Genomic DNA, 24350 nt, shown 5'->3' on the forward strand with positions numbered 1-24350 from the left:
CCCAAGCGTTCGCGCCGTATTCTGGACGCTCGTCCGGGAGTCCGCCGGAAAGCACCGCCCCGAACGGCAATGTTTTTCCCCTACGGTATGAAAGCGTATGCGTATGTCCGACGAGGTCAAGAAAGGGCTCGAGGGCGTCCTCGTCGCGGAGTCAGGACTCAGTCACATCGACGGCGACGTCGGTCGGCTGATCTACCGCGGCTACGCCATCGAAGATCTGGCCCGCGACGCGAGCTACGAAGAGGTGCTGTATCTGCTCTGGCACGGGGAGCTCCCCGACGCCGACGAACTCGACGAGTTCCGCGCGGCGATGGTGAGCGAGCGCTCCGTCGACGACGCCGTACTCCAGACGGTCCGTGACCTCGCCGCCGCCGACGAAGATCCGATGGCGGCGATCCGCACAGCGGTGTCACAGCTCTCGGCGTACGATCCCGAGGGCAGCGGCCACGACGACGAGGATCACGAGGCGATCCTCCGGAAGGGCCGACGCATCACGGCCAAGCTCCCGACAGTCCTGGCCGCGTTCGCCCGCGTCCGGGACGGCGAGGAGCCGATCGAGCCCCGCGACGACCTCGATCACGCGGAGAACTTCCTCTACATGCTCAACGGCGAGGAGCCCGACGACGTCCTCGCCGAGACGTTCGACATGGCGCTCGTGCTCCACGCGGACCACGGGCTCAACGCGTCGACGTTCTCCGCGATGGTCACCGCGAGCACGCTCGCAGACGTCCACAGCGCGGTCACGAGCGCGATCGGCACGCTCAGCGGCGGGCTCCACGGCGGCGCCAACCAGAACGTCATGCGGCTGCTCGAAGAGGTCGACGACGCCGACCAAGATCCCGTCGACTGGGTGAAGCAGGCCCTCGACGAGGGGCGGCGCGTCCCCGGGTTCGGCCACCGCGTCTACGACGTCAAGGACCCCCGCGCGAAGATCCTCGGCTCGAAGTCAGAGGAACTCGGCGAGGCCGCCGGCAACAAGAAGTGGTACGAGATGAGCGTCAAGATCGAGGAGTACATCTCCGAGGAGAAGGGCCTCGCGCCCAACGTCGACTTCTACTCGGCGTCGACGTACTACCAGATGGGCATCCCGATCGACCTCTATACGCCCATCTTCGCGATGAGCCGCGTCGGCGGCTGGGTCGCCCACGTCAGCGAGTACCTCGAGGATAATCGCCTGATCCGCCCGCGGGCCCGCTACGTCGGCCCCGAGGACCAGGAGTTCGTCCCGATCGACGAGCGGTAACCGAATCGCAGCGTCGCTTTTCTTCACTCTCGAGTGGAACGTCCGCACAGTAGGTGTGTGAACTGAATGCTGGCGATCCTGTCAGTTCGAGTAGGAGTCTGGGGTGCCGTACAAGATAGGGTGCGAGTCTTGCACGACGAGGCTGTGTGGAGGGATCCGAAGCAATTGCATACCGTTCGTTCACCCGCGACGTTTCGAATCGGTGGGAGTACGCCCCCGCTGCGGCGGTCACATCGTAGCTAGTGACAGTCCTGCCAGTACCCACGATCGACACCTTTACGCCGACGAGTTGGGCATGTCATCGGGTGGTTCCTCGGCTTCGGTTTTGGTGGTAACCTCGAACTCGAGTCGTCCGTCGAGGACGTGTGTTTGATCGGTTAGCCCCGGTTCGACAAGTTCGAGGGTGCTCTCGACGACGAGTCGGCGGGCGGACTCCGGCCATCGGGTAACCAGGAGTTTGATGTGCACGGTTTCGTCGGCTAGTCCGCCGAACCGGTGGACTTTGACGACCGCGGCCTTGCTGTCCCAGAACACCGACACGGACGGGTGGGATCCGTGGTCGTCCATAAACGGGCCCTGGAGTGCGATCCGAGGCGGGGGCCGCTCACTATCCGGCACCGCAAACCGCTGTGTAAGCGACTGTAGTTCGGTGTCCCAGCCGTGCGAAATCGTCGTGCCGAACTCGCTCGGCGCCGGGGATTCCGGAGGGGCGACGCCCAGTGTGGCGAGGTCGCCCCTGTCCTCACGAAAGACGAGATACTTCATATTCTGGTCGTCGTCGATCTCGACCGTCGGGTCCGTGTGCTCGGTTCGCGATTCGATAAAACTACACCCCGCAGTGATGCTGGAGGCGGCAGTCATGGCGGACGCGAGGAACGCGCGACGGCGCATAGGAATCGATTCTCCTTCAGGGATGTAGATTTTTATGAATTGTGTCTGTATGTTAGATTCGGACGCTCCCCTTCGCGACGTCAGCGCCCGACAGTGTTCTGACTTCGCGCTCTGTCTGTTGCCCGGGTCCCCTCCCAGTTAGTGGATAGATGACAATCCTCTACGGTATATCGTTCGCCTGTGCGTAGCGATGGGGCCTGAACTGCCCTCCTGACGAGCAGGCAACGGCGTCGGTACCTCTGAGCCCCGATCAGATCCCCAGCAGACTCCCGTAGTAGGGGCTGACGAACGCCTCGATCGCCCCGGCGACCAGGAAGACCAGCGCCAGCCCGAGCAGGATCCGGTAGGCGCGAGCGACGGCCGCGGCGAGGTCGGCCCGACCGTTCCGTCCGATCGCCGCGCGGACGCCGACGCCGCCGAGGTGCAGGCCGAGCGCGCCGGCGACGATTAGCCCCGGAATCTCGATGATTCCGTGCGGGGCGACGAACGTCAGCAGCTCGATCGGGTCGACTTCGATCCGGGCGAGCGCACCGAGATAGAGGCCGTTGAACAGCAGCGACGCAAGCGTCGGGACGCCGCCGAGCAAGCCGCCGTACGCCTGTGCGACGCCGACCTGCCAGTTGTTGGCGGCGAGGTTGAGAAACGCGGCCGGCGGGAACCAGCCCCCAAGCCGCGCGGTGATCGACGCGGAGAGGTAGCCGTCCAGTCCGGCAGCGAACCGCCAGCCGGCCAGCCCGCCGAGCGCGAACGTCGCCCCGCTCGCGGCCTGGAGCAGCGGTCGAGCGACGACGAACCGCCGGAGTGCGGCGGCGCCGCGGCGAAACTCGTCGCCCACTCGACCGGGGAGTGTCCCGGTCGCTTTCGGCGACGACGGCATTCGACCGGTCGCGTGCTCGGCGTACAGCGCCGTCTTGACGAACGCGAGCAGCGGGAACACGATCAGCAAGCCGACCAGCGAGCCGACCGACGCGACCCCGGCCGCCGACAGCGCCGTCGAGAGCACGCCGAGAACGATCAGGACGCCGATCGACAGCAGCAGGTAGAGAACGGCATCGACGAGGTTCGCGCGGACGTAGCCGGCGCTGTGCCGGATGCCCGCGAGAGCGCCGACGCCGTCGACGACGACCGCCTGGCGGGCGAACAGAAAGACGAGGCGGACGGCGAGCAGGGCGACCGGAAGTATCGGGACCAGCACCACGGCGAGGAGCACTCCTGCGGAGCCAGCCGTGAGCCCCGCGCCGATCCCGGCGAGCACGACCGCGGCGACCGCGACGATCGAGACGATCTGGAGCACCAGCAGCGCGACGAAGGAGGCTGCGTCGCGAGCGATCCCGTCGACGCCGGCGCGGACCGGATCCCGGCCGCGCAGGACGCCGTACACCGCGTGGACCTGTCCGGCGGCGATCGCGGCGTTGACCAGCAACGTCGCGACGACGATGACCAGCCCTGTGACGGCGAGCACGGCGATCAGCTCCGGCGTCGCGGCTGCTTCGGCGGCGGTCGCGAGCCCCTCCGTCGATTCCGGGTACGACGACGGATCGTCGATCTGTATCGGCCCGACGGCCCGGAGCTCCGCGCGGATCGGCGCGAGATTACCCTGCGAGGAGAGGGTGACGTAGGCCGCCGCGGCGCCGACGAGCCAGACGGTCTGGACGAGTGCGGCCGTCGAGGCGCCGAGCAGGTAGTAGGGGAGAAATCCGGATGGTCGGGAGCGATACCCCTGCGACGCGGCGCTGACGGCGTCGCCGAGTTTCATACGTACAACTTTGCTGGCCGACACTTTAGCGTTGATGTGCACCGGCGTCCGGCGCCGACCGAGGGAATTCACGAGCGCGTCAACTGTCATCATACATCGAACGACGTCCGTCGTTCGGGCGTCTGACGCCGAGTTCACCCCGACGCAGTACTGCGGTTTCACTTCCACTCCGCGTGGACGGGATTTATTACCCTCCGGTCGACTGTTTCAGGTGCACGTCACACGCACCGTGCATCCCCATCCTCCATCCCCCTTCCGTCCGCGAGTTGCGACGCCGACGTGACGACGGGAGCTACCGCCGAAGTCGTGCCCTCGGCAGTAGATAGTTAACGCCCCCGTTCCTACGCGGTCGCATGCTCGAGGCCGACGACGTCGTCGAGGCCCACGACCGGGTCCGCGAGACCTCCCGATGGACGCCGCTGGAGTACTCGCACACGTTTTCGGACATGACCGGCGCAAACGTCCATCTGAAACAGGAGACGTTCCAGCGCACCGGCGCGTTCAAGATCCGGGGCGCGACCAACCGCATCGCGACGCTGCCGCCCGAGGACCGCGACGCGGGGGTCGTGACCGCCAGCGCCGGCAACCACGCGCAGGGCGTCGCGCTGGCGGCGACCCGCGCGGGCGTCGACAGCGTGGTCGTGATGCCGGAAGGCGCACCGATCTCGAAAGTGAAGGCGACGCGGAACTACGGCGCCGAGGTCGAACTCCACGGCGTCGACTACAGCGAGGCCGCCGAGCGCGCCCACGAGATCGAGCGCGAGGACGGTCGGACCTACGTCCACGCGTTCGACGACGAGGCGGTGATGGCGGGCCAGGGGACGATCGGACTGGAGATCGTCGAAGATCTACCCGAGGTCGACACCGTCGTCGTCCCGATCGGCGGCGGCGGCCTCATCTCGGGCATCGCCACGGCGGTCAAGGACTTCGACGACGACGTGCGCGTGATCGGCGTCCAGGCCGAGGGCGCCGCCAGCGCCGCCCAGTCGCTGGAGAAAGGTCAGATCTACGAGCGCGAGTCGGTCGACACGATCGCCGACGGCATCGCGACGCGCCGGGTCGGCGACCGCACGTTCGACGTGATCGAGGAGCGCGTCGACGAGATCGTCACGGTCTCGGACTCGGATATCGCCGTCGCCGTGATCTACCTGCTGGAGCGCTCGAAGACGCTCGTCGAGGGCGCCGGCGCGGTCCCGCTGGCGGCTCTGCTCTCCGAGCGGTTCGACTACGCCGACGACGAGGTGATCGTCCCGGTGCTCTCGGGAGGCAACATCGACCTGAACACGCTCAGCACGGTGATCATGCGCGGCCTCGTCGAGACGGGCCGATACGTCAAGCTGCGAACCGTGCTGAAGGATCGTCCCGGCGCGCTGGAGGATCTGATCGACGTGATCGCGGCCCACAAGGTCAACATCTACGCGATCCAGCACGACCGGACCTCGCGGGACATCGGGATGAACGCCGCCGAGGTCGAACTCGACCTGGAGACGCGAAGCCACGAGCACGTCGCCGAACTCGTCGCGGGCATGCGCGATCGCGGGTACGAGGTCGAACTGCTGGCCTAAACGCTACGACCGCCCGATCATCGACCGAGCGCCGACCGCCGCGCGAGCGGCCCGAACACGTAGGCCAGAAACAGCACTGCAAAGACGGCGAACGCAGCGGCGCCGAGCCAGAATATCGCGCCGCCGAACCGGTCGAGGACGAAGAGGACGTACGGGAGAGTCAGGAGCACAAGGATCGCGTTTAACCGTCGTATGACTCTTGGGTCGCTGCGATAACCGCGGGGATCGGCGTCGCTCATGTGGATGTCCACAACGCGGGGCGACAAATGTTTTTGGCACGACAACTATTTCTCGACGGCGTCGAGAACGATCCGCTCCGCGAAACGTCCGCGCTCGGCCGCCTTCTCGGCCTGCAACTCTCGCAGTTCGTCCTCGACGACGTTTCGGCGCTCGCGGACGGCGTCGACGACCGCCAGCACGTCGGCGAGTTCCTCAAGATCGCCGCTCTCGCGGAACTCGCAGGCCTCCTCGACGAGCTTCTCGCCCAACAACTCGGCGTACTCCTCGTCGTCCGCGACGTGCGTGATCGGCGTCTCGTCGTTCTCGTGGACGATCTCGGGGATGTCGTCGCGGACGAGCTTGTGATACTCTCGGCGGGTCGTCTCACCGTCGTCTGATGGCGCCATTCCGCGCGAACGTCTCGTCGTCGCCAGTAAGCGGTTTCGGTGGGACGCCGCGCCCGCACGTCGAGGTTTTAAGCCCCGCCGCGACCACCTACCGGCCATGAAACGCGTCATCAACACGACCGACGCTCCCCGAGCGGTCGGCGCGTACAGTCAGGCAACGACCAACGGCGACCTCCTGTTCACGGCCGGCCAGATCCCCCTGACACCGGAGGGCGAACTGCTCGACGACGAGCCGATCGCCGTCCAGACGCGCCAGGCACTGGACAACGTGGTCGCCATCTTAGAGGAAGAGGACCTGAGCACCGACGACGTGCTGAAGGTCACCGTCTACCTCGACGACATCGACGACTTCGAGGAGATGAACGAGACGTACAGCAACTACTTCCGGACCGACCCGCCGGCCCGCAGCGCCGTCGAGGTCGGCGCGCTCCCCAAGGGCGTCGGGGTCGAGATCGAAGCCGTCGCCGCCCAGCCGTGAGACCCAGGGTCAAGTCCAGCCTGCTGTGGGGTGCGGTCGGCGCGATGACGTTTCTGGCGCTCCACCAGGCGTACCTGCTTCTCGACGGGGAGTTCACCTCGATCGGCGCCGTCGCCGGCGTGACGTTGCTGGTCGGGATCGTCGCCGGCGTCGCCTCGTATCTGGCCGAGGGCTGGCTGGCGCGGAAAGAAAGGGTTTAAACGATCGACCCTGCTACTGCCGTACGAGCCAGGATGGCCGAACGGCAAGGCGCACGCCTGGAAAGCGTGTTCCCTTTCGGGATTCGGGGTTCAAATCCCCGTCCTGGCGCTTCTTCCGCGAACTAATCGGCGAGCACCGCGTGTGCTCGCCACCGTGAGCGGATGGGTCGGTGACTGACGGGACTTGAATCACGGCAGACGCAGCGCCGAGCAACGTGAGACGGCCGTCTGGCATCGGGGTCGATTCCCAGTCTTGGCGTTACATTTCGTTTTCAAAGCCGTTTCCCCAGCGGACTCGCAGTTACGATTCGCCGTCAGGCCCCGCCACCGCGCAGCCGGTTACCTCGAATCGGGCACCGGAAGACTCGCTTCGCTCGTCGTCCGAGGATCGCGAACCGTCGGTTCGCTCACCGCCGGAAGACTCGCTTTCCGTCACAGCGACCTCCCAGCCGTGGGCGCCGGCGATGGCGTCGACGATCGCCAGCCCGAAGCCGGTGCCGTCGTCGTCGGTGGTGAAGCCGCGCTCGAACACGTCCTCGCGGTGCTCGGCCGGGATTCCCGGCCCGTCGTCGGCGACGTAGAAGCCCGGTCGGTCGTGGAGGGTGCCGACCCGGATATCGGCGTCGCCGTGTTCCACGGCGTTGCGGAACAAGTTCTCCAGCATGCGGCGAAGCCGGTCCTCGCTGGCGACGACGGCGACGTCGTCCTCGACCGTCAGCGTCGCCGCGTCGGCGTCGACGTAGTCCCAGGCCGACCGCGCGACGGCGTCGAGATCGACCGGCGCGAGATCGGCGTCGTCGAGGCGCTGACCCGATCGGGCGAAGGAGAGCGACTCGTCGATGATCGTTCGCATCCGCTCTAAGCTGTCGCCGACCATCTCCGTCTCGCGGGCGTCGGACTTGCGCTGGAGCAGTTCGAGCGCGCTCTCGGCGACCGTCAGGGGGTTCCGCAGGTCGTGGGAGACGGTGCTGGCGAACTGTTCCATGTGCTCGCTCTGGCGTTCGAGCTCCCGACGCTGCTCGCGGCGGGTCGTCTCGTCGCGGAAGACCAGCAGGTTGCCGGTTCGCTCGGCGCGCTGGGACAGCGGCGAGACGTCGAGTAGGAAGTGACGCCGCTCGCCGCCGATCGTCGCGGTGAGTTCGGTCGTCGCAGCGCCGCCCATCCGGCCGTGCGCGCCGGCGCCGTCGGCGGCCGTTTCGGCGGCGTCCGCTCGATCGTCGAGCCCCGTGTCGTCGTCCGGCGTGCCGTCGCCGGTCGCCCCCTCGACATCGGTAGCCGCACCGCCACCGGCCGCATCGTCGCTCGCCGTCGCGTCGCCGTCCGCGAACGGGAGTGCGGCCGCCAGCGCCGTCTCGTCGAACGGGAGCGCCGCGATAACCGGTTCGCCGAGCGGGTCCTCGGCGTCGAGCAGGTCGGCGCCGACGGGGTTGTGGTCGGTGACCAGCCCGTCGCGGTTGACGACCACGACGGCGTCGCGGATCGCCGTCATCACGGTCTCGCTCTCGACGGGGTAGATGTCGAACAGGCGGTGACGGTACAGCGCCCAGGCCGTGACGACGCTGCCGAGGCCGAGCCCCAGGGGCGCGTAGTTGACTCCCGAGTACGGCAGCGCACCCACGGCGGAGCCGACGGTGAGCGCCAGCGCGATCGAGCCGGCGGCGATCAGCACGGCGGGCTGGGTGCGGTGGGCGTCCCGAGCGTCGACGATCACCTGCAACAGCAGGACGATCCCGCCCAGCACCAGCCACGTCGTGACGAACATGTGCGCGACGTACACAGGACCAACCGTCGCGATCGTCGGCCCGGCCTGGGCGACCGGGTCGAGTTCCCAGACGAGTTCGTGGCTGTCGTTCGTCAGCGTCAGCGCCGCGACGACGGTCGCCTCCGCGAACAGCAGCGCCGACACCGGTCGGGCGTGTTCGGCGTAGAGGTTCGTGTACCGGATGGTGAAAAGCAGCCACAGCGCCGGGACGAACGAGATCACCGCCAGCCGGACCTGCTGCCAGAGCAGCCACTGCCCGTCGCCCGACAGCGCCGCCATCGCGTCGACGAACGTCCAGGTGGCGAGGACGAACAGCAACCCGATGAACGTCCGGGCGCCGCGGTGGTCGCGCCGACGCCACACCCACGTCGCCACGCCGATCGAGACGACGCCGGAGAGCGCGTAGAGGGCGGCGTAAAGTTCGGATGATGCCATCGCGTTCCCGGACGTTTACCGGCAGATCGTATCAGTCTTTGGGGCAAATCGGATGGTCTCCGATCCTGAATTCCACGGCTTTTGGCGGGTAACAATCCGTTTTCGCGGTCGTGGAACCCGATACGGACGTCCGCCAGAGACCACCTCGGCGACGGATCGACCGTGATCGGTCTTGGCGATGGCACGTACGCGTGGTCGGGCCTCACCACTCCGTCGAGCAGGGTGCGCGCGCGCCGCGTCTCCGATCGCCAGCACAGCAGATACATAAACGTTGGCTTCATCGCCGCGATAGACGTCCGACATCGACGACGACTCGTTTGCCGACGATCGGACACAACCGCCGCAGGGGACGCGCTCGTGTACGATTCACACTGTGTTCGGCGGTCGCTAATACCGCTAGAGATTCAAAGGATTTATATAGAATCACAATCAATCATTCGACCGACTATGAGCCAGCGAATGCAGCAGGGACAGCCGATGATCGTGATGAGCGAGGACTCCCAGCGCGTCAAGGACCGCGACGCGCAGGACTACAACATCGCCGCCGCGCGCGCGGTAGCGGAGTCCGTCCGCTCCACACTGGGCCCGAAGGGGATGGACAAGATGCTCGTCGACTCGATGGGCGACGTCACCATCACCAACGACGGCGTCACCATCCTCCAGGAGATGGACATCGACAACCCGACGGCCGAGATGATCATCGAGGTCGCCGAAACGCAGGAGGACGAGGCCGGGGACGGCACGACGACCGCCGTCGCCATCGCGGGCGAACTCCTCAAGAACGCCGAGGATCTCCTCGAGCAGGACATCCACCCGACGGCGATCATCAAGGGCTTCCACCTCGCGAGCGAGCAGGCCCGCGCGGAAGTCGACGACATCGCCGAGGACGTCGACGCCGACGACGAGGAGCTGCTCCGCTCGGTCGCCGAGACGTCGATGACCGGCAAGGGCGCCGAGCTCAACAAGGAGCACCTCAGCCAGCTCATCGTCGACGCCGTCCGTCAGGTCACCGTCGAGAACGAGCAGGGCGAGAGCGTCGTCGACCTGGAGTTCCTCAAGATCGAGACCCAGACGGGTCGCTCGGCCGGCGAGTCCGACCTGCTCGAGGGCGCCGTCATCGACAAGGACCCCGTCCACGACAACATGCCCAGCGAGGCGACCGACGCTGACGTCCTCCTGCTGGACTCGGCCGTCGAGGTCGAGGAGACCGACGTCGACACCGAGGTCAACGTCACGGACCCGAGCCAGCTCCAGCAGTTCCTCGACCGCGAGGAGGACCAGCTCAAGGAGAAGGTCCAGCAGATCGTCGACACGGGCGCCGACGTCGTGTTCTGCCAGAAGGGCATCGACGACCTCGCCCAGCACTATCTCGCGAAGGAGGGCATCCTCGCCGTCCGCCGCGCCAAGAAGTCCGACATCGAGTTCCTGAAGGAAGTCGTCGGCGCCAACGTCGTTTCGGACCTTTCGAGCGCCAGTGCCGACGACCTCGGCCACGGCGACGTCACGCGTGACGACGCCGACGAGCTGTTCTACGTCACCGGCGACGACAGCCACGGCGCGACGCTGCTGCTGCGCGGCTCGACCGACCACGTCGTCGACGAGCTCGAACGCGGCGTCAACGACGCGCTCGACGTCGTCGCACAGACCGTCTCGGACGGCCGCGTGGTCGCCGGCGGCGGCGCCATCGAGGTCGAGGTCGCCCGACGCCTGCGCGACTTCGCCGACGGCGTCTCCGGCCGCGAGCAGCTGGCCGTCGAGGCCTACGCCGACTCGCTGGAGCTCGTCCCCCGCGTGCTGGCCGGCAACGCCGGTCTCGACTCGATCGACACGCTGGTCGACCTGCGCGCCGCACACGAGGACGGCCAGCAGCGCGCCGGCCTGAACGTGTTCTCCAGCGAAGTAGAGGACACGCTCGACGCCGGCGTCGTCGAGCCCGCACACGCCAAGGAGCAGGCGCTCTCGTCTGCCACCGAGGCCGCGAACCTCGTGCTCAAGATCGACGACATCATCTCCGCCGGCGAGCTGTCGACCGACAAGGGCGACGACGAGGCCGGCGGCCCCGGCGGTGCCGGCGGCATGGGCGGTATGGGCGGCGGCATGGGCGGCATGATGTAAGCTCGGCTCAGTAAAACCCGAGCCGAGAGAAAGCGGGCGGACGCCGCCCGTGAGCCAAGCGCCGGGCTGCATCGCCTACCATCCCGCCGACAGGATCGCACAGTAGTCGCTCCCGCTGCGAACGACCATTTTTCTGCGTTTCATCGGCACAACGAGCCGCCCCCGCGCTCGAAGTCACCAGTACGTTCGATAACGCAGCTCACGGGTCGCGATGCTCCGAGGCGCTGTGAGCGGTCGATAAAACGGATCGGCGTCGCCTTACTGTACCGTCGCGTTCGCGTCCGGTTCGCCGTCGAAGCTCGTGTACCCCAGTAGCGCACCGACGACGACGACCAATCCGCCGATGATCGTCAGGTAGAGGCCGTACCCCGGCGAGACGAGGCTCGCTCCGAAGCCGCTCGCGTTAGTGAGATTCGAGTACGCGTTGAAGGCGATGACGACGCTGATCCCGCCGATCGCCGCCGATCCGCCTTTCGCGAGCCGATTCCAGTTGACGACCAGCGCGACGACGGCCACGATGACGCCGAGGAAGAGCGTGATGACGCCGTCCCCGTCGAGGCCACTCACGGTATTCCCGAGTGCGTTCGCCCAGGGGAGAACTGACCCGACCGCTGTGAGTGCTCCGCCCGCCAATGCAACTTTCGCACTGCCCGGAAGTGCCCTTATTTCTGGCATGAACTTCTAATCCCTGCACAGATACATTAAATTTTTGAATCTCAGACAACATACAACGGCGTCCGAGAGGAGTATCTTCGGCCGGGCGCTGCGTTTACTCTTCGACGTCGAGCTCGAACTGCTCGTTCTCGCTGGTCGCGTTGAGCACGACGCTGGTGTTGGACTCCTTGATGTCGGGGTCGGTCAGCAGCGTCTTGATCTGGGCGTTCATCCCGTCGGTGTCCTCGAACTTGCCGATCGCGATGATGTCGTAGCCGCCGGTGACCTCGTAAACGCTGGTCATCTGTTTTTGCTGGTCGAGTCGGTCCGTGATGTCGGGCAGGGCGTTCCCCTCGACCTTGAGCTGGATCACCGCGGTGACGTCGAAGTCCAGTTCGTTGTAGTTGATCTTCGGTGTGTACCCCTCGATGACGCCGTCCTCTTCGAGATCGCTGAGGTGGTTCGACACCGTCGTCACCGACACGTCCAGCTCCTCGGCGAGGCTGCGCAGGCTCGCGCGGCCGTCGTCCAACAGCGCATTCACTAGTTTTGCATCGAGATTTTCGTACGTCATTACCCTACCCCACTCACCCCACCCATTAGAATTTTACGAATATCCACTTTCACGGCAGAGGCGGTAGATTTGCGCAGAACGGCAGCCCTTTAGTACCGGGCATCTACGGCTACACTGACAACAGACCATGACAAGTGGAAGCCTGAGTTCCGCGGAGCAGGACGTACTCGACCAGATCGACGAGGAGGACATCGACTTCCTCCGTCTGCAGTTCACCGACATTCTTGGCACGGTGAAAAACGTCTCCGTCCCGGCCCGGCAGGCCGAGAAAGCGTTCACCGAGGGGATCTACTTCGACGGCTCTTCGATCGAAGGGTTCGTCCGCATTCAGGAATCGGACATGCGCCTGGTACCCGACCCCTCGACGTTCGCCGTCCTCCCCTGGCGCGACACCGAGGACGGGCGGGCAGCACGCCTGATCTGCGACGTCATCGACACCAAGACCGGCGAGCCGTTCAGCGGCGACCCGCGCTCGGTGCTCAAGAGCGTCCTCGACGAAGCCGAGGAGATGGGCTACACGGTCAACGCCGGCCCCGAGCCGGAGTTCTTCGTCTTCGACAAGGACGAGGACGGCCGCGCGACGACCGAGACCCACGACGCCGGCGGTTACTTTGATCTGGCGCCCAAGGACCTCGCTTCCGACCTGCGCCGGGAGATCATCTACAACCTCGAGGACATGGACTTCGAGGTCGAGGCTTCCCACCACGAAGTGGCTGAAGGTCAGCACGAGATCGCGTTCAAGTACGACGACGGCCTGAGCACAGCGGACAACATCGCGACGTTCCGGTCGGTCGTCCGCGCGACCGCGGAAGTCAACGACGTCCACGCGACGTTCATGCCCAAGCCGATCGCCCACATCAACGGCTCGGGGATGCACACGCACCTCTCGCTGTTCACGACCGACGGCGAGAACGCGTTCCACGACGCCGACGACGAGTTCAACCTCTCCGAGACCGCCAAGCAGTTCGTCGCCGGCATCCTCGACCACGCGCCCGCGCTGACCGCCGTCTGCGACCCGACGGTCAACAGCTACAAACGCCTGGTACCCGGCTACGAGGCGCCGGTGTACATCGCCTGGTCGGACGTCAACCGCTCGGCGCTGATCCGTAAGCCGGCGGCCCGCGCGCCCGCCGCCAGCCGGATCGAGCTGCGCTCGCCCGACCCGTCGTGTAACCCTTACCTCGCCCTGGCCGTGATGGTCAAGGCGGGTCTGGACGGGATCAAGCGCGAACTCGACTGTCCCGACCCCGTCCGCGAGAACATCTACGAGTTCGACGAGGAGAAACGCGACGAGTACGGCATCGAGACGCTGCCGCCGAACCTCGGCGCCGCCGTCGACGCGCTCGAGGACGACGAGGTCATCCAGGACGCGCTCGGCGAGCACGTCGCCGAGAAGTTCGTCGAGGCCAAGCAGGCCGAGTACGACGAGTACAAGGCCGAGGTCTCCGAGTGGGAGATCGACAGCTACCTCGAGAAGTTCTGAAGCCGGCCGTTCACGAACCACTCTCCGTTTTTGCGCCGATCGCTACACGTCCAGCAGCGGCGTCCATCCACGGGGCCCGCGCGGTAGCCACCGGTCGAGACGCCGCGACACCCTTAAACGACGGAGGGGCGTACCGTCGAATCGGTAGAGAGAGCCCGGCCTCCGCGAGCCCTCGCGGGCGCGCGAGGAAAGTCCCCCCACCGTCCGGGCAGGCGACCGGGCACAAGCCCGGGGCGGGAGACCGTCGGCACTGGAACAGAAACGACACGTCTCGGCCCGACCGATGCGGTGCGCGACCCCGAAGCGAGAAAGCGCGAGCGAGAAAGCAACGGGAAGCTAACCCACCCAGGAATGAGGGTCGAGGATCGGTGGAACGGCGAATCCTCGCCGGTGCAAGTCGGCGCCGCGGCGTGCAAACGCCGAAAGGTAGCCCGGACGCGGGCGTCGACGCTTAGCCGAATGCCGGGAAGAACAGAAGGGGGCTTACTCCTCTCTGCCGTGTTCTAACTCGCCAGCGACGCCGCCGTCGATATCGCGGCGGGAGACGCGGCATCGCGGAGCGGTTCTCCGACGGGCGTCGCGGCGTCGAGACGCCGCGGCGACGACGGCTTCGAGCGCGTCGAGAGCGGCGTCGTCAGTTGCCCTGAATCGCGTCGATGACCATCGCAGCCGCCACGACCGTCTCCTTGGGGACGTCGCTAGCGTCGTCGATCGTGATGTCGTAGGTGTCTTTCAGCGAGAGCTGGCCCGAGATGTTGCCGACGTGGTCCCCGCTCTGGTCGGTGATCTCGTACTTGTGGGGGATCCACTCGCCGAACGGGATGAGGTTCCGCGCGGCGGTGATCATCGCACCGCGCGAGTTGATCTCGGCGATCTTGGCCTCGGTGTCGGCATCACGGATCTTCCAGGTGTCCTGGAAGATGGAGTAGTCGTTGTCGAGGATCGCGATGTCTTCGCCGGTCTGGGCGTCGGTGAGCACGTAGTTACCGGCCACGTCGATGATGCCGCCGGCTTTGACGGTGAAAACGTCGTTGCCGTCGCCGTCGGTGAAGGGGAACTCCTCTTTCATCTTTAACATCTTCTGTTTCCCCCGCAGGACGACGTTGCCGGCGGCGTCGGTGGCCTTGTACTTGTTCCGGATCATCGACTGGACGACCTGATACTCGCTGTCTGTGAGGTCGATCCCGCTGATCGACCCGTCGCCTGCAGTTGCCATGGACGCCATTTCTCCGTGCATCACACTTGAATTTTCGCAGTCGTCGCAGTGACGGCAACACGGCAGAGATCGACGCCGAACCGGGACCCGGAACTAAGCGTCCGTCCGTCGTAGTCGGGCGTGCATGACCGAACTCACGGACGACGCGGTCGGGAAGACGGTCGTCGGCGCGAACGGGAAGGAACTGGGCGTCGTCGCCAGCGTCGAAGGCGGAACGGCCCACGTCGACCCCAACCCGAGCCTCGCCGAACAGGTGATGTCGACGATCGGCTGGGAGGACGCCGACGAGGAGGACTATCGGGTGACCGAGGACATGGTCGATCACGTCGACGAGGAGGTCGTACTGCAGGGGGACCTGTAAGGCGGCGTCAGTGAGTCGACGCCGGCGACTCGACGCCGCAGCACCGCGACCGGACCACTTTCACCGTGCAAGCATCCGCAACCGACAGCCCTTCATTCGCTTAGCCGCTTGCTGCGCTATAGATGAGCAAGGAGTACATCGAGGTCCGAGGTGCCGAGGAGAACAATCTGAAGGACCTCGACGTCGAGATTCCCCGCGAGCAGTTCAACGTCGTGACCGGGCTGTCCGGCTCGGGGAAGTCCTCGCTCGCGTTCGACACGGTGTACGCCGAGGGCCAGCGACGCTACATCGAGAGCCTGTCTGCGTACGCGCGGAACTTCCTGGGCCAGATGGACAAGCCCAAAGTCGAGACCGTCGAGGGACTGAGCCCGGCGATCTCGATCGACCAGAAGAACGCGGCGAACAACCCGCGCTCGACGGTCGGGACCGTCACCGAGCTCCACGACTACCTCCGCCTGCTGTACGCCCGCGTCGGGACGCCCCACTGTCCCGAGTGCGGCCAGGAGGTCGGCGAGCAGAGCGCCCAGAACATGGTCTCGCGCCTGCTCGACCTCCCCGAGGACACGAAAGCCAAGCTCGCAGCGCCCGTCGTCCGCGACCAGAAGGGCGCGTTCGAGGACCTGTTCGACGAGCTGGTCTCGGAGGGGTACTCACGCGTCGAGGTCGACGGCGAGGAACACGACCTCACCATGGATCGACCCGAACTGGACGAGAACTACGACCACACGATCGACGTGATCGTCGATCGCGTGAAGATCTCCAAAGAGGCGCGCTCGCGGATCGCCGACTCCGTCGAGACCGCCCTGGAGGAGGCCGACGGCGTAATGAAGGTAATTCTGCCGAACCCGCCGGAAGACGTCGACGTCGGCGCGACGGCGCGCTCGACGGGCGACCTCGGCGTCGGCGGCGAGAAGGACGAGTCGGCTGACGAGCGACTCGTCGTCGAGTTCTCCGAGGATCTCGCCTGCACGGAGTGTGGCATCGACCTCCCCGAAATCGAGACGCGCTCGTTCTCGTTCAACAGCCCCCACGGCGCCTGCCCGGAGTGTGAAGGGATCGGCGAGACCAAGGAGGTCAGCGAGGATCTGGTCGTGCAGGACCCCTCGAAGCCGCTCAAGCACGTCTTCGAGCCCTGGAGCTACCAGCGATCGTACTACCGGACGCGGCTCGACGCCGTCGCCGAGCACTTCGACGTCTCGCTGTCGACGCCGTTCGAGGACCTCCCCGCAGGGGTGCGCGAGCAGTTCCTCTACGGCACCGACGAGCAGGTGCTGTTCAAGCGCCAGACGAAAAACGGCACCCGTCGGAAGCGAAAGCGGTTCGAGGGCGTCATCCCGAACCTCGATCGCCGATACGTCGAGACCGACAGCGACGGCACGCGCGAGCACATCGAGGACTACATGTCGGTCACCGAGTGCCCGGCCTGCGAGGGCACGCGCCTCAAAGACGCCTCGCGCGCGGTGCTCGTCGCGGACACCGCGATCAGCGAGGTCAACCGGATGAGCATCGGCGACGCGCTGGACCACTTCGAGGGGATGGAGGACGGCATGAGCGCCCGCGATCGGAAGATCGCCGAGGAGATCCTCAAGGAGATCCGCGCCCGGCTCGGGTTCATGTGCGAGGTCGGCCTGGAGTATCTCACGCTCGACCGCGAGGCCTCGACGCTGTCGGGCGGCGAGAGCCAGCGCATTCGACTCGCGACCCAGATCGGCTCCGGTCTCGTCGGCGTGCTGTACGTGCTCGACGAGCCCTCGATCGGGCTCCACCAGCGCGACAACGACCGCCTGCTCAACACGCTCAAGGAACTGCGCGATCTGGGCAACACGCTCCTCGTGGTCGAGCACGACGAGGAGACGATGCGGCAGGCCGACTCGGTGATCGACCTCGGCCCCGGCCCGGGCAAGCGCGGCGGCGAGATCGTCGCGCAGGGCGACGCCGAGGAGATCATGGCCGACGACGAGTCGATCACCGGCGACTACCTCGCGGGCCGCAAGCAGATCCCGGTGCCCGACGAGCGCCGCGATCCTGAGGGGACGATCACGATCGAGGGGGCGCGCCAGCACAACCTCGCCGACCTCGACGTCGACCTGCCGGTCGGCTGCTTCACCGCGATCACCGGCGTCTCGGGCTCGGGAAAGTCCACCCTGATGCACGACGTGCTGTACAAGGGACTGGCCCGGGAGATGAACGACAACACCTCGGTCGACCCCGGCGAGCACGACGCGATCGAGGGGCTCGACGCGACCGAGACGGTGCGCCTGATCGACCAGAGCCCGATCGGCCGGACGCCGCGGTCGAACCCCGCGACGTACACGAGCGTGTTCGACCACATCCGGGAGCTGTTCGCCCAGACCGAACTCTCCAAACAGCGGGGCTACGAGAAGGGCCGGTTCTCGTTCAACGTGAAGGGCGGGCGCTGCGAGGAGTGCGGCGGGCAGGGAACAGTAAAGATCGAGATGAACTTCCTCTCGGACGTTCACGTCCCCTGTGAGGAGTGCGACGGCGCCCGGTACAACGACGAGACGCTCGACGTCGAGTACAAGGGCAAGACGATCGCCGAGGTGCTGGAGATGAGCGTCGAGGAAGCCTACGACTTCTTCGAGCACGACTCCCGCATCGAGCGCCGACTCAAGCTGCTGAAAGACGTCGGCCTCGACTACATGAAGCTCGGCCAGCCCTCGACCACGCTCTCGGGCGGCGAGGCCCAGCGCATCAAGCTCGCCGAGGAGTTGGGGAAAAAACAGACCGGCGAGACGCTGTACCTGCTCGACGAGCCCACTACGGGGCTGCACTCGGCCGACGAGCGCAAGCTGATCGACGTGCTCCAGCGCCTGACCGACAACGGCAACACGGTCGTCGTCGTGGAGCACGAGCTCGACCTCGTCAAAAACGCCGACCGCGTGCTCGATCTCGGGCCCGAGGGCGGCGAGCACGGCGGCCAGATCGTCGCCGAGGGGACGCCCGAAGACGTCGCCCGCATCGACGACTCCCACACCGGCCGGTACCTGCGCGATCTGTTGCCCGACGTGGATCTGGAGGGTCCCCGATCCGACCGGGAGAAAGCCGCGCCGGCGGCCGACGACTGACCTCCGCCACGTTCCAATTACCGATCGTTCCGTTTCTCTGTACCACCGGTCGCGAGTACTAACGAACCGCTGTGACGGATAGTTACTTGCCAGATGGCCAAAAGTACTTGCCGCTCGCTCGCTAAATAGGGGCCATGACTCCGATCGATATCGCGCTCGTCGTCGGCGGGCTGATCCTCGCGTTCGCCGGTGCGGCGCTGTTCAAGTACACCGTCGCGGCCGTCGGGTTGCTGGCCGGCGGTTCGGGCGGCTACCTGCTGGCCAGTACGGTCGCACCCGAGCCGATGACGATGGCAGCGGGCGCACTGGCCGGCGCGCTCGTGGGCGTGTTCCTGCTGTTCTCGGTGATCACGACCGTCGCGATGATCCCCGGGTTCGTGCTGGGATCGTACGTCGGTGCGATGGTTGTCGGGCTCGAGGCCGGCAATCTCGCCGTCGGCACGATCGGCCCGACGCTGCTGGGCGGGATCGCCGGCGCGGCGATCTGCGGGCTCCTATTCAAAAAGGTGCTCCCGATCCTCACGGGGCTGCTGGGCGCGGCGCTGGCGACGCGAGCCTGGACGATCGACGCGTTCACCGAGGCGGCGTCGTCGCTGGATCCCTCGCCCGTGCTGATCGAGCCGGGCGTTCCCTTCGCCGCGGTGTTCGTCGCGGGGACGCTCACCCAGTACGGCCTGCTGAAACTGGGCTGGGCCAAGAAACTCGGGACCCCGTTGAAAGACATCTGGCGTCGCGGCCGCGGCGGGGACCGCGACTCCGGCGTCGAGTCCGAAAGCGACGCTGACCCGCTGTCCGGGCCGGGCGACGGCGACGACGGCGTCGCGGGACAGTAGCGACTTCGATTCGGACACCCCGCGACTAACCGTCGCCGTCGATCGGACGCTGCGGGCCGTTCTTCTATCGCTCGTCGCTCGATCAGCGTCGCACGGGCGGCCACTCATGTGAACGCGGGACGAACGTGACCACATGACAGTGTACGCTGCCATGCGGAACGGCGTGCTCGCGGTAGACGATGGCGACGACCGGTCGACGACCGAGGGCCTCGTCGACTACCGGATCGAGTGCGTCGACGCGGCGGCCGAACACGCCTTCTGCGGGACGTTCGAGTCGGGACTGTACCGGACGATCGACGGCGAGTCCTGGGAGTGCGTCGGCGCTGACTCGCTGCCCGACGCCGTCACCGCGGTGCGGGTCAGTCCGCACGACCCGCGGGAGATCTGGGTCGGGACCGAGCCCAGCCGGCTATTCAAATCGCCCGACGCGGGCAAGACGTGGCGCGAGCTACCGGCGCTGACGTCTCTGCCCTCGTCCGACGAGTGGTCGTTCCCGCCTCGCCCCGCGACGCATCACGTGCGCTGGATCGAACTCGATCCGATCGACCCCGAGCGCATCTACGTCGGAATCGAGGCGGGCGCGCTACTGGTCAGCGAGGACGGCGGCGAGACGTGGACCGACCGGCCGGAGGGCTCCCGACGGGACAACCACTGGCTGGCGACCCACGACGACGCATCCGGCCGCGTCTACTCGGCGGCCGGCGACGGCTACGCCGAGTCGACCGACGGCGGGCTGACGTGGCAACATCCCCAGGAAGGATTAGAGCACCGCTACGTCTGGAGCGTCGCCGTCGATCCCGATGATCCCGATACGGTGCTCGTCGCGGCGGCCAGCGGCGCCAACAGCGCCCACCGCGTCGGCGAGTCCTACGTCTATCGCAAGCGAGGCGAGGACGACGACTGGAGCCGGGTCGGCGACGGGTACGAGAGCGGCGCGGGACTGCCGACCGGACAGGGAACCTACCGGTACGTGTTGTCGTCGGGACGCGGGGCGGGCGAGCTCTGGGCGCTCTCGAACACCGGACTGTTCCACACGGTGAACGCGGGGGATAGCTGGGAGCGCGTCGGCGTGGCGTGGCCCGGTCGGTTCGACGACGCGACGGCGCGCGGGCTGGCCGTCGTCGGGGAGTGATCCCGACGAAACGGGTAGCGAACAGACGGCAGGACGTCGATCCGGGGAAGGGAGTGCCGTACGATCGCGAGCCCCTCCGCGGCAGCGTTCAGAGCACGCCGGAGCGTCGCCGCGGCTTCGGATGTAAACGTACGCCGGAGTTCGGACGTCAGCCTCGAAATCGAGAAGGTATTTACTCGCGGGGGCTGACACACCGGACCGGAGATGCACGATTTCGCCGTCGTCGGCTGCGGACCGCCCGGGGCGCGGTTCGCCCGGCGGGCCGCCGAGGAGGGGTACGACGTGGTCGCCTTCGAGAAGGGGCGAGTGGGCGAGCCGCTGGCCTGCTCCGGTCACGTCAGCACGGACATCTGGGAGTTCACGGGGCCGGACGCGCGCGACGAGCTATTTCAAAATCGCATCCGCGGCGCCCGGTTCCACGTCGCGGGAGCGGCGGAGAACGGGAGCGATGGTCGGAGCAGCAGCGCCGACGAGCGCGCTCGCGAGGGCGGTCCGCAGTTCGACGCCGACGACGGGTATCCGTTCTACAAGGACGAGACGGTCTCGAACGTGATCGACCGCGTCGGGCTGGATCGCCACCTCGCGGACTTGGCGCGCGACGCGGGCGCCGACGTTCGCGAACGCCACACCGTCACGGGCGTCGACGAGCACGAAGACCGCGTCGAACTGACGGTCAAGTCGCCCGAGGGAACTGAGACGGTCGCGGCGAAGATGGTCGCGGGCGCCGACGGACCGCGCTCGCGCGTTCGGGACGAACTCGGGCTCGCGGAACCCGGCGAGTTGCTCCACGGCGTGCTGGGCTTCGATCCCGAACCCGACGGGCAGGACTTCGTCGACGTCCACCTCTCGGCGCCCCGCTTTTTCGCGTGGCGCATCCCGCGGGGCGACGCCGGCGTCGAGTACGGGCTGGCGGCGCCGCCGGGCGACGGCGTCCGCGACCTGTTCGAGGAGCTGCAGTCGGGCTACGGCGTCGAACTCGAAAATCGGTGTTCGGGCGCGATCCCGGTCGGCCCGCCCGAGACCGTCACCTCGCGGCGCGGGTTCCTGCTCGGCGACGCCGCCGCCCAGACGAAACCGTTCACCGGGGGCGGCATCCTCTACGGCATGACCGCGGCCGATCACGCCGTCGAGCAGATCGATCCGGACTGGCCGCCGACGCTCGCCGACTACGAGCGCGCGTGGCGCGACGACCTCTCGCAAGAGATTCGGCTGGGCCACCTGCTGCGCCGGGCGTACTCGCTGCCCGAGCCGGTCCAGCGGCTGGGTCTGGGAGCGCTGTCGGGCGAGATCGGCGTCCACATGGATCGGCCGACGTCGCTGTTCTCCCGCGAGCAGCTGACGGCGTGGCTGACGTCCTGATCGCCCGGAGAATAGAATCAGTACGTCGGCAGTCGGGCAGACTGATCGGTCCCTTCGTAGAACGGCAGGTCGACGACCGTCGCCGCGACCTCCTCACCGTCGACGCGAACCGTCAGGTCGGCGTCGTCGCCGACCCCGTACTCCACGAGCGCGAACGCGATCGGCTCGCCGACCGTCGGGCTGTCGACGGCTCTGGTGACCTCGCCGACGGCGCTGTCGCCGTCGAACACCGCAGCGCCGCCCTCGGGGACGGCCTCGCAAGTCAGTCCGACGAGGCGCTTGCTCGGCCGGCCGCGGTTCTCGACGCGCGAGACGACCTCCTGACCGACGTAGCAGCCCTTCTCGAAATCGAGCGCGTTGCGGACGCCGACGACGTTCGGCACGTTTCCTTCGAGTTCCGTTTCGAACAGCGGCGTCCCCGCCTCCAGGGTGAGCGCATCCCAGGCGTCGTAGCCGACCGGTGCCGCGTTCATCCCCTGCATTTCGAGGATCTCGTACACGTCGTCGGCGGCGTCGGCCGCACAGACGATCTCGTACCCCTCGTCGCCGGTCGGCGCGTCCGTCCGGAGCACGCTGACGCCGACGTCGCCCATCGACCCGCGGACGAACGTGAGCTGTTCCTCGGGCGTGCTCGATCCGTTGAGCACGCTGGCGACCTTCTCGGTGGCCTTCGGGCCGTGGACGCCGAACACCGCGAAGTCGTCGGTCGCCTCGCGGATCTCGACGTCCTGAACGAACACCTTCTCGCTCCACTCCTCCGCCAGCGGGGCGGCGCGCTGAGGCGGCGTGAACAGCAGCAGGCGCTCGCCCGCGTTGTACACGTACATGTCGGTCTCGACGCCGCCCTGCGGGTCCAGAACGAGGGCGTAGGCACCCTCGCCGTCGGCGTCGGGCACGCGATTGGAGACGACGTTGTCGACGTACTCGACGCGGTCGGATCCCTCGACGACGACGACGCCGTAGGCCATCTCGATCAGCCCGACGACGTTCCTGACCGCCCGCTGTTCGCGCTCGGGACGGCCGAAGTTGCGGACGACGCGCCGGCCGCCGCGCTCGCCGAACGCGGCGCCGTGGTCCTCGTGGACCGGGCCGATGACTGTCATTGAGGGGTACTCCGCACCGTATCCGAAAAAGGCTCGCGCTTCGGCTCGACAACGCTTCGGACCGTCAGAACGGCAGTCGCTCGCGCAGTTCCTCGTAGAACGACCGGTCCTCGCCCGCTTCCTCGACGTCGGGGACGACGTGGTCTGCCGGTTTGATCACGGTGCGGTCGCCCTTGTGATCGACGTCGATCAGTTCGTCCTCTTTCAGCGATTCCAGCGCCCCCTCCATATCGTGGATGCTGACGTCCGCGTGCGACCGGAGTTCGAACACCGTCATGCCGTCCTCGGGCCGGTCGACGAGGGCGTCGAGCACCTCGACCTCGGTCGCGTCCCGGTCGCGGTACTCCCGCCGTACTCTCATGTCTGGTACATTCTCCCCCTGTGGTTTTACCTTATCCCAAGATTCTTGACGTGTTCGGCGAGATCGGGGCCTCGGTCGGCGACAGCGCTGAGCGGGGGCGGCCGAGGCGCCGCCGGACGGCGGCCAGCGGCAACTTTTTAGGGCCCGGTTGGGTAGGCGATGGCAATGGGTCTCAGGTGTTCGCTTCTCGGACACAGCTTCGGCGACAGCGAGGTCGAGCGAGAGCGAGAGGAACAGGGCAGCGAGGTGGTCGTGACGATCCGCGAGGAGCAGACGTGTTCGCGATGCGGGAAGACGAAGCTCGTCAGCGAGAACAAGGAAGTGACGTCGCTGGCGGCCCGCGAGAGCGCGTCCGAGCCGGCGAACGCAGCGACGGGCGAGGACGCCGCAGCGAGCGGCGGCCACGCGCCCAGCGCCGCCGACAGCGCCCCTGCGACCGGTGGTGCCGCGGACGACGCCGCCGACGAGTCGTTCGCAGCCGGCGACGGCCGCGACGCGGAGATCATCGACGACGGGCCCGACGAGAGCGTGCCCGAGGCCACCCGCGAAGCGGCGTCGGTCGCGGAGGACGACGGCGAGACCGCGAGCGGCTCCGAAAGCCCGGTCGATCCCGAAGCCGACCCCGAGGACGACGCGGTGATCCTCGACGAGAGCGACGAGGAAGCCCCCGAGCCCGGCGAGCGCGAGCACGGCGAGTGGCCCGACGCCGACGATACCCGTCGAAGCGACGACGCCGAGGGATCGCCTCAGGAGTGGCCCGACGCCGACGGCGAGGACGAGGGGTTCGACGCCGAACCCACCAGCGGCGAACCCGACGATGTCGAGTTCGGCGGCGGACTGACGCCCGAGGAAGCGAGCGGAACGCCGGACGGCGACGGGCAAGTCGTCGGGAGTACGGACACCGGCTTCACGAGCGCGAACAGCGCGCCCTCGCCGGTCGACGCCGACCGCGAGCGCGAGACGACCGAGTACGTCTGCCCGGAGTGTGGCCACACCGCCGCCGGCACCGGAACGTCGCTGCGAGCCGGCGACATCTGCCCGGAGTGTCGCCGCGGCTACATCGCCGAGCGGTGAACGCCAAGCGTAACCGGTAAATCAGCCCCGACCGATTCCACCA

Annotated in this window: 22 protein-coding genes, 1 tRNA gene and 1 other RNA gene; 14 read left to right on the forward strand and 10 right to left on the reverse strand. The window is 67.1% G+C overall.

All coding sequences use genetic code 11. The features are described 5' to 3' along the window. The first annotated feature begins 103 nt into the window (after positions 1–103). The gene (gene citZ / locus NO931_RS15500; RefSeq protein WP_256393265.1) at positions 104–1243 is read left to right on the forward strand and encodes a citrate synthase; all 1140 of its coding nucleotides are present in this window, start codon (positions 104–106) and stop codon (positions 1241–1243) included. Positions 1244–1519: 276 nt separating this feature from the next. Here the strand turns inward: citZ and NO931_RS15505 are convergent, their stop codons facing one another. After that, positions 1520–2104 (reverse strand): DUF8121 family protein, encoded by a 585-nt coding sequence (locus NO931_RS15505; RefSeq protein WP_256393266.1) that lies wholly within the window; start codon positions 2102–2104, stop codon positions 1520–1522. Between the two features lie 280 nt (positions 2105–2384). After that, positions 2385–3890 carry a stage II sporulation protein M gene (locus NO931_RS15510; protein ID WP_256393267.1) on the reverse strand — a complete coding sequence of 502 codons (1506 nt, stop codon included), beginning with the start codon at positions 3888–3890 and terminating at the stop codon, positions 2385–2387. A 353-nt stretch (positions 3891–4243) separates the two neighbouring features. Between NO931_RS15510 and ilvA the strand changes: the two genes are divergently transcribed. Further along, complete coding sequence (gene ilvA, locus NO931_RS15515; RefSeq protein ID WP_256393268.1) at positions 4244–5455, forward strand: threonine ammonia-lyase; 1212 nt, start codon at positions 4244–4246, stop codon at positions 5453–5455. Positions 5456–5472: 17 nt separating this feature from the next. Here ilvA and NO931_RS15520 read toward each other — a convergent pair whose 3' ends face one another. Together NO931_RS15520 and NO931_RS15525 are read right to left on the reverse strand one after the other, a co-directional pair. Continuing rightward, the gene (locus NO931_RS15520) at positions 5473–5694 is read right to left on the reverse strand and encodes a hypothetical protein (RefSeq protein ID WP_256393269.1); all 222 of its coding nucleotides are present in this window, start codon (positions 5692–5694) and stop codon (positions 5473–5475) included. A 45-nt stretch (positions 5695–5739) separates the two neighbouring features. After that, complete coding sequence (locus NO931_RS15525) at positions 5740–6081, reverse strand: nucleoside triphosphate pyrophosphohydrolase (RefSeq protein WP_256393270.1); 342 nt, start codon at positions 6079–6081, stop codon at positions 5740–5742. Positions 6082–6178: 97 nt separating this feature from the next. Here NO931_RS15525 and NO931_RS15530 point away from each other — a divergent pair, with 97 nt between their 5' ends. From NO931_RS15530 to NO931_RS15540, 3 genes are all read left to right on the forward strand, one after another. Further along, on the forward strand, positions 6179–6559 hold the full coding sequence (locus tag NO931_RS15530) for a Rid family detoxifying hydrolase (protein ID WP_256393271.1): 381 nt from the start codon (positions 6179–6181) through the stop codon (positions 6557–6559). Next, positions 6556–6759, forward strand: a complete 204-nt coding sequence (locus NO931_RS15535; RefSeq protein WP_256393272.1) for a DUF7981 family protein — start codon at positions 6556–6558, stop codon at positions 6757–6759. The genes NO931_RS15530 and NO931_RS15535 overlap by 4 nt, the downstream gene beginning before the upstream one ends. A gap of 27 nt (positions 6760–6786) precedes the next feature. Beyond that, positions 6787–6868, forward strand: a tRNA-Ser gene (locus NO931_RS15540). Between the two features lie 192 nt (positions 6869–7060). Here NO931_RS15540 and NO931_RS15545 read toward each other — a convergent pair. Next, positions 7061–8956: a sensor histidine kinase gene (locus NO931_RS15545; protein WP_256393273.1), complete on the reverse strand. Its 1896-nt coding sequence runs from the start codon at positions 8954–8956 to the stop codon at positions 7061–7063. Positions 8957–9415: 459 nt separating this feature from the next. Between NO931_RS15545 and thsB the strand changes: the two genes are divergently transcribed. Continuing rightward, complete coding sequence (gene thsB, locus NO931_RS15550; RefSeq protein WP_375142075.1) at positions 9416–11071, forward strand: thermosome subunit beta; 1656 nt, start codon at positions 9416–9418, stop codon at positions 11069–11071. A 258-nt stretch (positions 11072–11329) separates the two neighbouring features. On the opposite strand, the gene NO931_RS15555 is transcribed toward thsB, so the two are convergent. Together NO931_RS15555 and lrp are read right to left on the reverse strand one after the other, a co-directional pair. After that, the gene (locus NO931_RS15555; RefSeq protein WP_256393274.1) at positions 11330–11638 is read right to left on the reverse strand and encodes a hypothetical protein; all 309 of its coding nucleotides are present in this window, start codon (positions 11636–11638) and stop codon (positions 11330–11332) included. 202 nt (positions 11639–11840) lie between these two features. Further along, positions 11841–12299 carry an HTH-type transcriptional regulator Lrp gene (lrp, locus tag NO931_RS15560; protein ID WP_256393275.1) on the reverse strand — a complete coding sequence of 153 codons (459 nt, stop codon included), beginning with the start codon at positions 12297–12299 and terminating at the stop codon, positions 11841–11843. A 127-nt stretch (positions 12300–12426) separates the two neighbouring features. On the opposite strand from lrp, the gene glnA reads away from it, so the two are divergent. Beyond that, a complete protein-coding gene (gene glnA, locus NO931_RS15565) occupies positions 12427–13782 on the forward strand; it encodes a type I glutamate--ammonia ligase (protein WP_256393276.1) in 1356 nt (451 codons plus the stop codon). A gap of 143 nt (positions 13783–13925) precedes the next feature. Beyond that, positions 13926–14280: RNase P RNA component (rnpB, locus tag NO931_RS15570), an RNA gene on the forward strand. Between the two features lie 136 nt (positions 14281–14416). Here the strand turns inward: rnpB and NO931_RS15575 are convergent. Continuing rightward, the gene (locus NO931_RS15575; RefSeq protein WP_256393277.1) at positions 14417–14998 is read right to left on the reverse strand and encodes an LURP-one-related/scramblase family protein; all 582 of its coding nucleotides are present in this window, start codon (positions 14996–14998) and stop codon (positions 14417–14419) included. 124 nt (positions 14999–15122) lie between these two features. On the opposite strand from NO931_RS15575, the gene NO931_RS15580 reads away from it, so the two are divergent. The 5 genes from NO931_RS15580 (at position 15123) to NO931_RS15600 (ending at position 21769) form a co-directional block, all read left to right on the forward strand. Beyond that, positions 15123–15359, forward strand: a complete 237-nt coding sequence (locus NO931_RS15580; RefSeq protein ID WP_256393278.1) for a DUF8593 domain-containing protein — start codon at positions 15123–15125, stop codon at positions 15357–15359. Positions 15360–15481: 122 nt separating this feature from the next. Next, a complete protein-coding gene (gene uvrA, locus NO931_RS15585; RefSeq protein WP_256393279.1) occupies positions 15482–18445 on the forward strand; it encodes an excinuclease ABC subunit UvrA in 2964 nt (987 codons plus the stop codon). A gap of 134 nt (positions 18446–18579) precedes the next feature. Beyond that, positions 18580–19278, forward strand: a complete 699-nt coding sequence (locus NO931_RS15590) for a hypothetical protein (protein WP_256393280.1) — start codon at positions 18580–18582, stop codon at positions 19276–19278. A gap of 133 nt (positions 19279–19411) precedes the next feature. Beyond that, the gene (locus NO931_RS15595; protein ID WP_256393281.1) at positions 19412–20410 is read left to right on the forward strand and encodes a WD40/YVTN/BNR-like repeat-containing protein; all 999 of its coding nucleotides are present in this window, start codon (positions 19412–19414) and stop codon (positions 20408–20410) included. A gap of 204 nt (positions 20411–20614) precedes the next feature. Further along, positions 20615–21769, forward strand: coding sequence for a geranylgeranyl reductase family protein (locus NO931_RS15600; RefSeq protein WP_256393282.1), 1155 nt, complete (start codon positions 20615–20617; stop codon positions 21767–21769). 17 nt (positions 21770–21786) lie between these two features. Here NO931_RS15600 and ygfZ read toward each other — a convergent pair whose 3' ends face one another. Both ygfZ and NO931_RS15610 read right to left on the reverse strand, forming a co-directional pair. Beyond that, complete coding sequence (gene ygfZ / locus NO931_RS15605) at positions 21787–22872, reverse strand: CAF17-like 4Fe-4S cluster assembly/insertion protein YgfZ (protein WP_256393283.1); 1086 nt, start codon at positions 22870–22872, stop codon at positions 21787–21789. A 64-nt stretch (positions 22873–22936) separates the two neighbouring features. After that, positions 22937–23233, reverse strand: a complete 297-nt coding sequence (locus NO931_RS15610) for a DUF6432 family protein (protein WP_256393284.1) — start codon at positions 23231–23233, stop codon at positions 22937–22939. Positions 23234–23398: 165 nt separating this feature from the next. Between NO931_RS15610 and NO931_RS15615 the strand changes: the two genes are divergently transcribed. Continuing rightward, positions 23399–24307, forward strand: coding sequence for a DUF7093 family protein (locus tag NO931_RS15615; RefSeq protein WP_256393285.1), 909 nt, complete (start codon positions 23399–23401; stop codon positions 24305–24307). Positions 24308–24350 lie beyond the last annotated feature (43 nt).

Source organism: Natronoarchaeum rubrum, assembly GCF_024494695.1.